This window comes from Legionella adelaidensis (genome assembly GCF_900637865.1).
GTDB lineage: Bacteria > Pseudomonadota > Gammaproteobacteria > Legionellales > Legionellaceae > Legionella_A > Legionella_A adelaidensis.
In genome coordinates this window covers 123239-136796 of record NZ_LR134428.1, presented here as the reverse complement: position 1 = coordinate 136796, position 13558 = coordinate 123239, and the positions used below count along the sequence as shown (strand labels likewise).

Sequence of the window (13558 nt, the reverse complement as noted above, 5' to 3'; positions counted from 1 at the left end):
CTATGAAATCTATAAAAACCCATTTAATCGATTCCCATTGTCACTTGCACACGCTTGATTTGCATGAATTTGATAATTCTATGGAAAATGTTTTACACAGAGCAAGAGAAAATGGAGTCCAACATTTTCTTTGTGTTTGCATTGAACTGGGGGAACTTCCTAGCTTACATCGCCTGGCTGATCAATACCATGAAATCAGTACTTCTGTTGGTATTCATCCCAATGTTGAAATAAATGAAGAGCCCACCGTCGAGGCGTTAATTGCTCTAGCTCAGCATCGTTCATGTATTGCTATCGGGGAAACGGGCCTGGATTACTATCGCACCACCGAAAGCTTTGCAAAAGAAATTCAAAAAATACGATTTACAGCGCATATCCAGGCTGCTTTGCATACCAATAAACCGCTTATTATTCATACGCGAGACGCGGCAGAAGATACGTTAAGCCTAATGGAAAGCGAAAAAGCTTATGATGTGGGCGGTGTCATGCATTGTTTTGCCGAAAACTGGGAAGTTGCAAAACGTGCTTTGGATCTTAATTTTTATATTTCTTTTTCAGGAATTGTTACTTTTAAGAATGCTACGCAACTACAAGAAGTAGCTAAGAAGGTACCAGCTGATCGTATGCTGATTGAAACAGATTGTCCCTATTTGGCACCGGTACCTTTCCGTGGCAAACAAAATCATCCTGCTTTAGTCAAATATGTTGCTCAAAGCCTTGCTGAATTAAGAAATGAAACGTACGAAGCGGTTGCTGCGCAAACCACCGAAAATTTTTATCGTTGCTTTAAGACCTTGCCTGCAGAGTAAGCTCCAAACAGGGTTTTATTTTCCTTAATGGAATTTTAAAAAATGAAGTTATATATTGGGTTAATGTCTGGAACTAGCATGGATGGAATTGATGCTGCCTTGGTTGATGTAGAAACGCACCAGCTGATAGCAGGAATAACACGTCCGTATTCACCTTCAACGCTTGTCCAATTGCAACAGTTATGCAATAAACAGGAAGGCACACTCGCATTCATTGCTCAGCTTCATCGAAAAATAGGAATAGAGTTTGCTGCGGCAGTGGAAGATCTTATGCAAGCTTCAAATGTAGATAAATCAGTAATAAAAGCGATAGGGAGCCATGGGCAAACAATTACCCATGATACGAGTGCAGCAATTCCCTATACTATTCAATTAGGTTGTCCACATACTATAGCAGAATTAACTAAATTAAAGGTGGTAGCTGACTTTCGTACCCGTGATATGGTTCGTAAAGGACAAGGAGCACCTTTTGCCCCCTTATACCATCAAGCTTTGTTTGCTAAAAAAAGCGAATTAATTGCTGTAGTAAATATTGGTGGAATTTCTAATATAACTTTTTTACATAATGAAACGGTACAAGGCTTTGATATAGGCCCAGGAAATTGCTTGCTTGATGCCTGGATTAATCAATGCAGAAACAAACCATTTGATAAAGATGGCCAATGGGCTTCCTCGGGAGTGGTGTTACCTGAACTGTTAGAGGCTTTCAAAACCGATCCTTACTTCAATATGGATCCTCCTAAAAGCGTTGGTAAAGAATACTTTTCCCTTGAATGGTTGAAAGCATTTAATATAACAACTTATAAAGAAGGGGATGTACAAGCAACCTTGTTAGCATTAACTGTAGACAGCATTATCCAAACGATAAGGGCCTATCCAATAACGACTAATAAGTTATTGCTGTGTGGAGGGGGGGCTCATAATCAAAAATTAGTAGCGAGCATGCGAGAAAATTTTCCTGAATTGTTAATAGAAACTACGGCCACTTATGGAGTCAATCCCGATTACTTGGAAGCAATGATGTTTGCCTGGCTCGCTGACAAAACTTTGAATCAGGAAGCTGTAGATCTACGTTCTATTACTGGCGCCGAAACCATTGGCATGTTAGGGGCTGTTTATTAAAAATGAATTCTGATAAAGCTTTACTTTAAAGCCTCTTTATTAATATTTGGTAGATAAAACCCGCGATTTATGAGCAGTATCGGGAGCCTTTTCCTCATGGGGGCCTGTTGCATCAAATATCCTAAACCCGAAAGAGGAGGTTTCCTTATTTTGCACTGCTTCTATTGCAGTATTTGTGCTCGTCCTTTTTTTGCGAAGTAGTGATTGATATGTTTCTTCGTCGATTAACTCAACGTTTCTGCATTGCAAAATTAAATTGTCTTGATGGAAAATAGTTAATAGATCGAGTGCAGAGCGGCCAGTATATTGTCCCTGACGTGCTTTCGCATGTAATAACTCCTCGGACAGAAGATCGGCTGCTAAAAGATCGGAAACCAGGTCGAATTGTTTGAAAAAAATTAATAACCAAACACAGTTTTTACCTGTGTAACCACCTGTATTACTGCAAGCTGCGAGCTGATCGCATCGTAACAAGTTGCGCGTTAAAACTTTTTTTAATAAATCAAATTGTTTGTGAAAAATAATTAACCATACCAGATTTTTTCCTGCGTCGGGGCCCGAAGTATAAGAGTAGTTTAATAAATCCGCATTTAGAACGCCTGATTCTAACAATTTGTCGATGAGCGTAAAACGTTGATTGTTCGCAAAAAGCATCAGCGGGGCTGTTAATGTTAAGTCTGCACTGGCTGGCCATAAATGCGCAGGAGTTATTAAAGATTGTCCTATTAAAGAAGAAACCAAACCCGCTCCTCCAGTGCTCTCGGTTAGCCACAAAACGTTTTTACCTGCAAATTCCCTTATTGGATTATTCATGGGTTTAGGAATTTTTGCGGACCGTAATTTAAAACCACAAAGTAGTTTTTGTCGATTGCTTAATATGTCAAAAAATCGTGTTGTTTCAACTGTTGGGCTAGCTAGAAGATGCTCGGCGAGAATAAGCCTCTTTTTAATCAATCTATGGAGTAGTACAAACTCCCCAAAAAAAGCAAGCATCCATGCGGCATTTGTTCCGGCAAACTCCCCATTTTCTACTAATTGGCCGAAGTGTTCAGGCAGTAAAAGGTCATCCCCAAGAAACGCTTCCAGTAAGGTAAGTTGTTTATTGAGAATTAGAAGAAATACGACATTCATTCCTTTGTGTTCAACATCTTCGGCTCCATAGTGTCCATTAAAATGCTCCGTTGTAAGCAGTCTTTGTTTATGTAAAATTTCTATTAAATCCCAACAACCATTTTGGGCCAGTAACATAAGACTATTAACTCCGATCTGGTCTCCCTGAGTGGGAGAAACAGATAAATGCGAAGAATTTATTAAACCCTGTAAAATTAACTCTAAAAAAACATCGTAAAAATGTAGAGAAATGCCAAGCCAAACAATATTTACGCTGCAATCGGTGCCACCTTCAGCTGCTTGGGCCAAGATTTCTTGTGTAAATAATCTTTTTTTTAATAAAGTCTGTATAAAGTCAAATTGTTCTGAATAGAATAAATAAAGAATAACGTTAGCACCTGCTTCTGGACCGTTTTGATAGCAGGCAGTTAATTGTGTGGAAGTTAGAAGGCCTTTCTGTTCAAGTAGTGTCAAAGATTCAATTTCTCTGTACCTAGCTAATCCTAAAACTACATTGGCACCTTCATCGGGACCTTGCTTTACCCTTACCTCTAAACTGGAGCTAGTTACCAATCCAGAAGAAATCAAACGGTTAAATAAGGCCATGAACCCATGCTCGCATAAAAACCAAAGTAGCGTTTTACCAGTATCTTCACCCTTGGATGGATGTGCCCCTACGTATTCTCTAGGAATAAAGTCATTATCTAAAAATTTTCTTAAGAGCTCTTCTTGAGCAAACTTAGCCAATAGCCAAACTAAATCGAAAGCAACCAATTCTGCGGTAATGAAATTTTCGTCTAATAATTCATTGATAAAATCAAAGTGTTTATAATGCCCTAAAAGGGATAATACATTCCAAGAGCGACTTTTTCCCTTAAATACCGCTTTCAATTGCTCGGCAGTGAGGAGTCCTGCATTTTTTATCTTTTTTAACAAGGCAATTGCATTTTGATTCGCTAGTAACCAAATAGTATTTATTGCATTTTCGGGGCGAGGATCTCTGAGAGCCAACTGAGACTGAGTAACAAGTCCTTTATCCAGCAGTATTTCTAATAATTCTAATTCATGGAAACAAGCCAGGGTTAAAATTGCATTTCTTCCGCAAAAAGGGCCTTCGGGAGCAATACTCTCCAGATCTGCTGCTGTTAGTTCATTCGCTAATAATTTTTGACGAATGCAAGATGCAGGAGATGCAAATCTCCACCAGGGGGAAGAAGAAATTTTTACCATTATTTTTAAAATATTTTATAATTCTAAATTTTAACACAGTGGGATTTATTTGTTCAAATAAACGGCATTCCATTTTAACTTGTGTAAGTGAAAGAATTTCTCATTGACAAACTAAATTCTCTTCTGTGTAATGTGTATTTTTGATAAACCTTGGTATCAACTTGAACACGTATCATCTTCCGCCACAACAGCATAGTATGGTAAGCGCTTACATTATTTTTTTCCTGGCCGCTTCTTTTTATTTATACGAATTTATTTTGCAGGTCGCGCCTAGTGTAATGGCAGATCCCATGATGCAAACGTTTCAAGTTACTGCGGAAGGTTTTGGGGTGATATCGGCTTTTTATTTTTATGCTTATGCCCCAATGCAGTTGCCGGCAGGTTTATTATTCGATCGGTACGGGCCAAGGAAGCTTATGACCGCCGCTTTGTTACTTTGTGCCTTCGGTTCTTTCTTTTTTGCTTCAACGGATAGCATCTTTACGGCCTCTATTGGTCGCTTTTTAATTGGGATTGGTAGTGCTTTTTCTTTTATTGGGGTATTAGTTCTTCTTTCACGTTGGTTTCCGCCCCACCATTTCGCCATTCTTGCTGGTATTGCCCAATTAATGAGTTCGGTTGGCGCAATGTTTGGGGAAGTGCCGTTGGCGGCTTTAATTAACCATGTGGGTTGGCGTAATGCAAGTTTTATTTTGGCTGCGGTCGGCGTCGTGTTGGCTTTGCTCTTATGGCTAATTATACGCGATTTTCCACATCAGCCTACCCAAGCCATCCCTACACGTAAATTTCGTGACGAATGGCATCGTTTAATGGAGGTTTGTCGTCAACGTTACACCTGGACAACAGGAGCCTATGCTTTTTGTATTTGGACGCCTATCGCTGTTTTTGCGGCATTATGGGGCGTGCCTTATTTAGAAGAAAAATACCAGGTGAGCGTGGTTATGGCCTCCGGCTTATGTAGTATGATTTGGCTAGGGATTGGAATTGGTAGTCCTCTACTGGGGTGGTTTAGCGATCGCTTTTATAGCCGCCGTTTAGCATTAGGCATTAGTGCAGTATTTGGCTTGACGGCGACCGTTGTCTTACTATATGTCCCTAATGTACCTCTCGCTTGGATGTATGGGGTTCTTTTCATTCTTGGTTTGGGAGCTGGTGGGCAAACTGTTAGTTTTGCTGTGGTTAAAGATAATAATCCTACGCATCTGGTTGGTACTGCATCAGGTTTTAATAATTTATCTGTTCTTTTAGGGGGCGCGATATTTCAGCCTTTGGTAGGAGTTATTCTGCACCGTAGCGACCAATGGCATTTAGTTGCAGGGGTACCAGTATACAATGTAGAAAGCTATCAAAAAGCGCTCTTTATTATGCCGGTGTGCTTTCTGGTTAGCCTGCTTATCTCTTTGGCGATGAGAGAGACCCACCCGGGGTCGGCTGTTGGTAGTGCGAAAAATAAAGAGAACATTGCAGTGGGGTTAAGGCAAGAGCTTTAGCTTGGGTCAGGAGGCAAATGAGTCAGTCCCCTAGGCCGCGCCTGCTGGCCAACTACTTTATTAATTCTACGTGCTTTTCCTGTGCCTCAGGAGAAGCTTCTACAAAAGCTGGTAAGCTTTCGCAGTAGGCATTTATTTCTCTGATTAGCGGGTAATTCTCTAAAGGAAATTCAAATCTTTTCGCATTATAAACCTGAGGAACTAGACAAATGTCTGCGAGACTAATGTCATTGCCATAACAAACGGGATTTTTACGTGGTAACGCTTGCAAGCGGGATTCCAAAGCATCAAAGCCCAATCTTAACCAATGATGGTACCACTCTCTTGTCTGCTCCTCGTTGGCATTAAATTTTTCACGTAAATAGTTCAAAACACGAAGATTGTTTAAAGGATGAATATCACTGGCAATTATTAAAGAAAGGCTTCGCACTTGGGCTTTAGCCAAAGGATTTTGCGGCAATAGAGGGGGAGTAGGGGATATTTCTTCCAGGTACTCAATAATGGCTAATGATTGACTTAAAATGTGCCCGTTTTCGTCCAGAGTAGGGACCAAGCCTTGAGGGTTTAATTGCATATAATCAGGAGCATGCTGTTCGCCCCCATGGTTGATTAAATGGATAGAGAGTGTCTCATAGCTGATATTCTTCCAATTTAATGCAATTCTTACCCTATAACTCGCTGAAGAGCGAAAATAATCATAAAGTTTCACGTTGTTCCTTGGCCGTTTTTTGTACTACAGGAAGAGAGGCTTGTTTGAGCTCTTGATCAATTGAGCCAAAAATATTTTCCCCTTTTTCATTTTTCATTTCTATGCGAATGGTGTCGCCAAATAGCATAAAAGAAGTCGTTGCTTTCCCGTCTTTTAAAATTTCTAACATTCTTTTTTCAGCAATACACGATGATCCATTGCTGCGATCCTCATTAGAAACAGTCCCTGAACCAATAATCGTTCCTGAACATAAATTTCTCGTTTTTGCAGCATGGGCAATTAGCTCAGGAAAGGAGAAGGTCATGTCTTTACCAGCATTAGGTTTACCAAATAACTCGCCATTTAAATAGCTATATAAGGGTAAATGTACTCTTTCTCCGTCCCAATGGGGAAGTAATTCATCAGGGGTAACCGCTACGGGAGAAAAGCTACTGGCAGGTTTGGATTGGAAAAATCCGAATCCTTTAGCCAGTTCCTCAGGAATTAGATTACGTAGAGATACGTCATTCACCAACATGAATAATTTAATATGTTTGCCGGCCTCTTCTGGAGTTATACCCATAGGTACATCGTTGGTTATAATGGCAACTTCTGCTTCGAAATCTACTCCATAGTTTTCCTCTCTTACCAAGATGGGGTCGTTAGGTCCTATAAATCCATCAGAGCCGCCTTGATACATTAATGGATCGGTCCAAAAATTAGCAGGCAATTCTTGACCGCGAGCTTTTCTTACCAGTTCAACATGGTTTACATAAGAGCTTCCATCTGCCCATTGGTAGGCCCGGGGAAGGGGCGATGCCGTTTGCAAACTATTAAAAGGGAAACTGTTGTGTGCCATACCTTCATTTAACTGATGATAAATGTGCAATAAGGCATCTTCTACATCGCCCCAATTATCAAGAGCACACTGTAAATTTGGGGCAATGTGAGAGGCATCTACTGCATGTGTTAAAGCGCGATTAACTACGCAAAGTTTTCCGTCGCGCGAATTGGGATTTTTTAACGTTGCTAATTTCATAATTATCCTTACATTGCCTGTAAAGTGCCGCGTTTAACTTGATCTCTTTCAATTGCTTCAAATAAAGCTTGAAAATTACCCTCACCAAATCCTTGATTTCCTTTACGTTGAATAATTTCAAAGAATACCGGACCGAATAGATTTTCTGTAAAAATTTGTAAAAGAAGACCACTATCGGGATCTTTTTCCCCATCTATTAAAATGCGTCGTTCTTGTAGTTTATTTACGGGTTCTTGATGCCAGGGAATACGATTATTAATCATTTCATAATAAGTGTCCGGAACATCTAAAAATTTCACCTCATTATCTCTTAAACTATCAACTGTTTGATAAATATTTTCCGTGTTTAAAGCGACATGCTGAATTCCTTCACCTTTATATTCATGAAGAAATTCTTCAATTTGTGATTGATCATCCTTAGACTCATTGAGAGGAATTTTAATTTTTCCACACGGACTTGCTAAAGCGCGGCTGATTAAACCTGTCATTTTGCCAACAATATTAAAAAAACGAATTTCTTTAAAATTAAAAATAGACTCATAAAATTTGGCCCATTTATCCATGTTGCCACGATATACATTGTGGGTAAGGTGATCAATGGCGGTTAATCCTGAAGACTTCGAGGAAGCATCTTTCGATTGATTCCAGTCATGGCCGAAAGCCTGGTGTGTATCATCAACAAAATAAATAACGCTTCCCCCTATGGCTTCTATGGCGGGAAGTTTATGATCAAGAGGGCCATCTTCGTGAAATGCTTTTGCTCCATGGGCAATGGCGTGCTCAAAGGCTTTCTGCGCATTATGGACTTTAAAACCCATCGCACAAGCTCCTGGACCATGGATTTGTGCGTGCTGAGCTGCTTGTGAGTGTGCTTCAGCATTAACAATGAACTGAATGGTATCTTGCGTATAGAGAGTAATATCCAGAGTAGAATGTTTTTTTGCCGGATGAAATCCCATCTGTTTAAACTGTTTATGCAGCATTTCTGCGTCAGGGGCAGAAAACTCCAAAAAAGCAAAGCCATCCAAGCCACAGGGATTTTCGTTATTCATAAGCTACTCCTTGTAAAATACTATGATGAAACTAATTTATTGGCTGCACTAGAAATAATCCATCGGCAATGGGTAATAAGCTGGAAAATACCCGTGAGTCATTTTTAATTAACTCATTTAGTTTGCGGATTTCTCGAGTTTGTCCACCAGTTTCAGCAGGATCAATTACTTTCCCATCCCAGAATACATTATCAATAGCAATTAAACCGTGGGGTTTTATCAGCTTTAGGGCATATTCATAATAGGGAATATAATTTGTTTTATCCGCATCGATAAAAATAAAATCAAAGCTTTTTTCTTCACCTTGAGAAATTAGCTTTTCTAACGTTTCCAGTGCGGGAGCTAAACGCAAATCAATTTTTTTATCTTGTTTCGCTTTTTTCCAATAAGAAGGAGCGAGCTTTGTCCACTGCTCACTAATATCACAAGTAATCACTTTCCCATCTTCCGGAAGCATTAAAGCCATTGCTAATGCGCTATATCCGGTAAAAGTTCCTAACTCCAAAACCCTCTTTGCTTGCAAAATACGTAGCAATAACTGCATAAATTGCGCCTGAAAAGAAGAAATTTGCATATTTGCCAAAGGTAATTTTGCCGTCTCTTCTCGTAGTTCTGCCAATATAGGGTGTTCATGCAGGGAGACATCTAACATGTATTCATAAAGTTCTGGATTCAAATTTAAATGTTTTATACTCATGATAATTTTTCTTTAGCTATCGCGTCGGCAATTTCACTGGGTGGTTTATTTTCACGTTGTGAACGTGCAAATATTTCCGAGAGCGTTTTTCCAATTCCCGTAATTTGATCATTTAAGTCATCTTCATGGATATGCAAATATTTACTTGCTGCAAACATGAGCCCGCCTGCATTAATAACATAATCAGTTGCATAAAGTATTCCCTTGTCATGCAAACGTTGACCATGATAGGTATGGGCTAACTGATTATTGGCAGCGCCTGCAATAATAGTGGTTTGCAGGTGATTAATACTCTGATCGTTAATAACAGCGCCTAGAGCACAAGGAGAAAAAATATCACAGGGGACTTTATGTATATCTTCGGTAGAATAAACATTTGCGCCGAATTCGTTAGCGGCAAGGTCTGTGCGAGTAGGGTCAACATCAGCTACTGATAAAGTAGCTCCCAGCTCATGTAGGGAGCGCGCCAGCGGATAACCTACGTGCCCTAATCCTTGAATAGCGATATGAAGCCCTTTTAAGCTATCTTTACCTAACTTAAACGCAACGGCAGCCTCAATACCTCTTAAAACCCCTTTTGCTGTATAAGGAGATGGGTCGCCATCGTAGCGTGACAGGCTAGCTATATAAGGGGTATGTTCGCCAATGATATCCATATCCGCTAGTTGGGTGCCACTATCTAAAGCGGTGATATAACGGCCACCCAAATCATTAACAAACTTTCCAAAACTACGTAAATAGCCTTCGCGATCATAAGGTTGGGCTGGTTGAATAATTACTGCTTTGCCGCCCCCCAAAGGTAAATTGGCTAAAGCTGCTTTATAACTCATTCCACGCGCCAAGCGCATAACATCATATAAAGCAGCCGCGGTATCTGGATAATAAATAAATCGGCATCCGCCAAGTGCCGGGCCTAACTTGGTATTATGAATAGCGATAATTGCTTTCATGCCCGTTTTTTCATCTACACGGCAATGAATGTCCCCAAAACTGTGCGACAAAGCATAATCTAAAAAATCACCTTGTAACGTCGTTCCCAAATCAGGTGTTTTTAGGGTATCAATAGACATTATGAGCCCACTCCAAAATAAAAAATAAAAGTAATGTTATAGAGCATTTTAAATCAGTTGGCGAGAGTATTTAATATACTAATATAGCTTCTCGATTTATACTTTGTGCTTTCTTTACAGAAAATTTAACAAAAACCGAGTTACGCACGTAAGTAAGCGGAAATTTTAAGTGGGAGAATATTAATGAAAAAGTTAGCAGGGATTTTTGCTTTTTTAACCGTTTCAACTGCATACGCTATTGATTTTCCACCACAAGCACCGCTCGATACCATTGGTTTCCAAATATCAGCGAAGCAATGGGTCACTACGCGCAGTGCGCTTTTAACTATCACCATCAATGCTACTTTAAATAATGCAGATTTAGTAAAAGCACGTGGCGAAATAATGGATAAACTCAACGGTATTGCCAAAGGAGATTGGCACTTGGTGCAATTTGATCGCTCCCAAGATACCTCTGGTTTAGAGAAGCTCTATGTGCAAGCACAAGCAAGGCTTGACCAAGGTGCGCTAACAGATATTTATCAGCAAGCAAAAAATGTAAGCAAACCGGGGGCCACTTATGAGATCGCTTCCATCGATTTTAAGCCGAGCTTGGAAGAAATGCAGCAAGTACGTGCTCAGTTACGCGAGAAATTATACCAGCAAGTACAAGAAGAAATTAATAAAATGAATAAAGTATATACCAGCCAAAACTACAGTCTAAATAATTTAATCTTTGTCGATGGAAATGGGCCTGTTACGCCGCAACCCAAAACTTACCAAGCGCGTGAAATGGTCAATACTATGGCATTGGCAGCCGATGCTGCACCCCCTTTAGCGGTAAGCAATGAAATGACATTAACTGCAATTGCCCAAGCTGCTTCTAATCGTGCAATTCCAGGTAACTCTTAAAATGGAATTGCCTCGAATTATTGCACACAGGGGAGCATCTGCTTACGCCCCGGAAAACACTATAGTGGCCTTTGAAAAAGCAGTAGAAATGGGAGCCCGTTGTATTGAGTTTGATGTAATGCTTTCTGCAGATGGCTTGCCTTTTATTTTTCATGACGAAAAATTAAAAAGAACAACCAATGGAAAGGGGGAAGTTGGTTTAGTTACAGGGGAGTATTTACGCAACCTAGATGCCGGTCGATGGTATTCTAAACGTTTTACAGGTACCAAAATACCAGATTTTGTGGAAACCTTGCATTGGTTAGTAGATAAAGGAGTGAATGCAAATATTGAAATAAAGCCTTACCCTGGCACAACGGAGCAAACTACTACTACGATACTTAGCCATTTAAATCGTTTTTGGCCCGCACAAAAAACCTTTCCTTTAGTCTCCAGTTTTGATTTAGAGGCATTAAAGCTATGTCGAAGCATATCTCCCGAAATTCCTTTAGGGTTGTTGTTTGATGAATGGAATGAGAATTGGCTAAAACTGGCAAAGGATCTTGACTGTTTTTCGGTCCATTTTAATAAAAATGCGTTGAATAAAAAAAGGGTGCAGGCCATCAAAGAACAAGGTTATAAATTATGTGCTTATACCGTTAATAGTCGGCGCCAGGCCAATAAATTATTTAAATGGGGCGTTGACGCAATTTTTAGTGATTACCCTGATTTACTTTCATGAAACGTTTTTTACTCCTTATAATTATTTTTTTTTCTTATTCCAAAAACGCTTATGTACAAGAAACAGTTTCTACTACAGAAAAAACAGAAATTATTTTTTGGCATTCGATGGCTGGTCAATTGGGTCAAGAAATGCAAACGTTGGTTAACAGCTTTAACGCCTCGCAACCTAAATATAAGATTAAGCCTTTCTATAAAGGGGAATATTTAGAATCATTAACTAGCTATGCTGCAGCTTTTCGTGCCCGAAAGGCCCCTGATATTATTCAAATATTTGAAGTAGGAACGCCAACCATGTTGGCGCCTAAAGGAATAATCAAGCCGGTGGAAGACTTGATGAAAGAACATAACCTTCCTTTATCGTTAAATGACTTTTTTCCAGTGGTGCGTGCATTTTATAGTGATAATGGCAAATTAATGGCGATGCCTTTAAATATTTCTATTCCAGTTGTTTTTTATAACAAGGAGGCATTAAAGAAAGTAGGCTATAACGAAAAAACGTTTCCTAAAACATGGCAAGAATTAGAGACATTAGCGGCAAAATTACGCGAGGCAGGTTACCCTTGCGCATATACATCTGCTTATCCTGCATGGGTTTTGATGGAGTCTTTTTCGGCCATTCATGGAATGCCAATGCTTGATAAAGAAAGCCATGAAGCTATATATAACAATGCCATGATGGTTCGTCATTTTCAAAGACTTAAACAATGGCAGAAACTCCATTATTTTGAATATAGTGGAAGAACAGATGAAGCCACTTCCCTTTTTACAAGTGGGAGATGCCCTTTATTTAGCCAATCTTCCGGGGCCTATAATAGTTTAACCGAAATGGTTCCTTTTAATATTGGGATGGCTCCTTTGCCATTGGACTTGGAAAGTTCTAAAGAACGGTATGCGAATGTCATTGGCGGAGCAGCCTTGTGGGTAACTAATGGACTCTCTGCAAAAAAATACCAAGGAATTGCGCAATTTATTGCTTTTCTTGCAAAACCAGATACGCAAATAAAATGGCATCAACAAACAGGGTATATTCCTCTGGGGATAAAAAATAGTTATCAAGCTTGCCTTACTCATTCTAAACCTTCATTACTTTTGGCCCAAAACGAGTTAAATTATCCAAAAGATGCCAGTTTGGGTATTCAAAATCAAATTCGTGTGATTAATAGTGAAGCTTTAGAGGCGATTTTTGCAGATATTAAAGGGGTTAGTCAGGCACTCAACGGCGCTGTTTTGCGATCGAATTATGCTTTACAGCGATTTAGAGAAAACAATGCCATTAATTAACTTAGATGGAAAAAAACGGAATGAACGAAATCAATCTATTGGAAATTTTCTACGCTAGTATGCTCGCGCTGGGTGAAAAAAGAGAGAATGTTTTTTTAAGTATTGATGAAGACTTTTTAACCCGGGCTAAGAATCTTTATGGTTCGAATGTAACGTTTGAGCATTTAGAAAAGTTAGCCGATATTTGTATAGCCAACGAATGGCTGGAACGTACAACGGCTGATCCTTATTATAATTATTTGTCATTAACAGAAGCTGGCTTACAGGTAGTTTTGATGTATGAGTATAAAAAATAAGTTGCAAGAGTAGAATTTGCATTGCCTTCGCGGTTGCAGAATAAATTAAGATGGGGACAA

Annotated in this window: 13 protein-coding genes; 7 read left to right on the top strand and 6 right to left on the bottom strand. The window is 39.5% G+C overall.

Annotation, left to right across the window (positions count from 1 at the left end):
* Positions 1 to 2 precede the first annotated feature (2 nt).
* Positions 3 to 809 (top strand): TatD family hydrolase, encoded by an 807-nt coding sequence (locus tag EL206_RS06490; protein ID WP_058461859.1) that lies wholly within the window; start codon positions 3 to 5, stop codon positions 807 to 809.
* A 42-nt stretch (positions 810 to 851) separates the two neighbouring features.
* Positions 852 to 1931, top strand: a complete 1080-nt coding sequence (locus tag EL206_RS06485) for an anhydro-N-acetylmuramic acid kinase (RefSeq protein ID WP_058461858.1) — start codon at positions 852 to 854, stop codon at positions 1929 to 1931.
* 39 nt (positions 1932 to 1970) lie between these two features.
* Here EL206_RS06485 and EL206_RS06480 read toward each other — a convergent pair whose 3' ends face one another.
* Positions 1971 to 4271 carry a hypothetical protein gene (locus tag EL206_RS06480; protein WP_058461857.1) on the bottom strand — a complete coding sequence of 767 codons (2301 nt, stop codon included), beginning with the start codon at positions 4269 to 4271 and terminating at the stop codon, positions 1971 to 1973.
* 197 nt (positions 4272 to 4468) lie between these two features.
* Between EL206_RS06480 and EL206_RS06475 the strand changes: the two genes are divergently transcribed.
* Positions 4469 to 5761, top strand: a complete 1293-nt coding sequence (locus EL206_RS06475; protein ID WP_058461856.1) for an MFS transporter — start codon at positions 4469 to 4471, stop codon at positions 5759 to 5761.
* A 52-nt stretch (positions 5762 to 5813) separates the two neighbouring features.
* Here the strand turns inward: EL206_RS06475 and maiA are convergent, their stop codons facing one another.
* Genes maiA through EL206_RS06450 form a run of 5 tightly spaced genes read right to left on the bottom strand, consistent with a single transcriptional unit; the run spans position 5814 to position 10310 of the window.
* Positions 5814 to 6470: a maleylacetoacetate isomerase gene (gene maiA, locus EL206_RS06470; protein ID WP_058461855.1), complete on the bottom strand. Its 657-nt coding sequence runs from the start codon at positions 6468 to 6470 to the stop codon at positions 5814 to 5816.
* Positions 6457 to 7488 (bottom strand): fumarylacetoacetate hydrolase family protein, encoded by a 1032-nt coding sequence (locus tag EL206_RS06465; RefSeq protein ID WP_058461854.1) that lies wholly within the window; start codon positions 7486 to 7488, stop codon positions 6457 to 6459. The genes maiA and EL206_RS06465 overlap by 14 nt, the downstream gene beginning before the upstream one ends.
* An 8-nt stretch (positions 7489 to 7496) precedes the next feature.
* Positions 7497 to 8540, bottom strand: coding sequence for a 4-hydroxyphenylpyruvate dioxygenase (hppD, locus tag EL206_RS06460; RefSeq protein WP_058461853.1), 1044 nt, complete (start codon positions 8538 to 8540; stop codon positions 7497 to 7499).
* Positions 8541 to 8571: 31 nt separating this feature from the next.
* A complete protein-coding gene (locus EL206_RS06455) occupies positions 8572 to 9231 on the bottom strand; it encodes a class I SAM-dependent methyltransferase (RefSeq protein WP_058462372.1) in 660 nt (219 codons plus the stop codon).
* Positions 9232 to 9233: 2 nt separating this feature from the next.
* The gene (locus EL206_RS06450; protein WP_058461852.1) at positions 9234 to 10310 is read right to left on the bottom strand and encodes a Leu/Phe/Val dehydrogenase; all 1077 of its coding nucleotides are present in this window, start codon (positions 10308 to 10310) and stop codon (positions 9234 to 9236) included.
* Between the two features lie 180 nt (positions 10311 to 10490).
* Here EL206_RS06450 and EL206_RS06445 point away from each other — a divergent pair, with 180 nt between their 5' ends.
* From EL206_RS06445 to EL206_RS06430, 4 genes are read left to right on the top strand one after another with little or no spacing between them, the layout of a single operon-like run.
* On the top strand, positions 10491 to 11198 hold the full coding sequence (locus tag EL206_RS06445; RefSeq protein ID WP_058461851.1) for a hypothetical protein: 708 nt from the start codon (positions 10491 to 10493) through the stop codon (positions 11196 to 11198).
* Position 11199: 1 nt separating this feature from the next.
* The gene (gene ugpQ / locus EL206_RS06440) at positions 11200 to 11919 is read left to right on the top strand and encodes a glycerophosphodiester phosphodiesterase (RefSeq protein WP_058461850.1); all 720 of its coding nucleotides are present in this window, start codon (positions 11200 to 11202) and stop codon (positions 11917 to 11919) included.
* Entirely contained in the window at positions 11916 to 13202 is a 1287-nt protein-coding gene (locus EL206_RS06435) for an extracellular solute-binding protein (RefSeq protein ID WP_058461849.1), read from the top strand. Before ugpQ ends, EL206_RS06435 begins: the two co-directional genes overlap by 4 nt.
* A gap of 20 nt (positions 13203 to 13222) precedes the next feature.
* Complete coding sequence (locus tag EL206_RS06430; RefSeq protein WP_058461848.1) at positions 13223 to 13498, top strand: hypothetical protein; 276 nt, start codon at positions 13223 to 13225, stop codon at positions 13496 to 13498.
* Positions 13499 to 13558 lie beyond the last annotated feature (60 nt).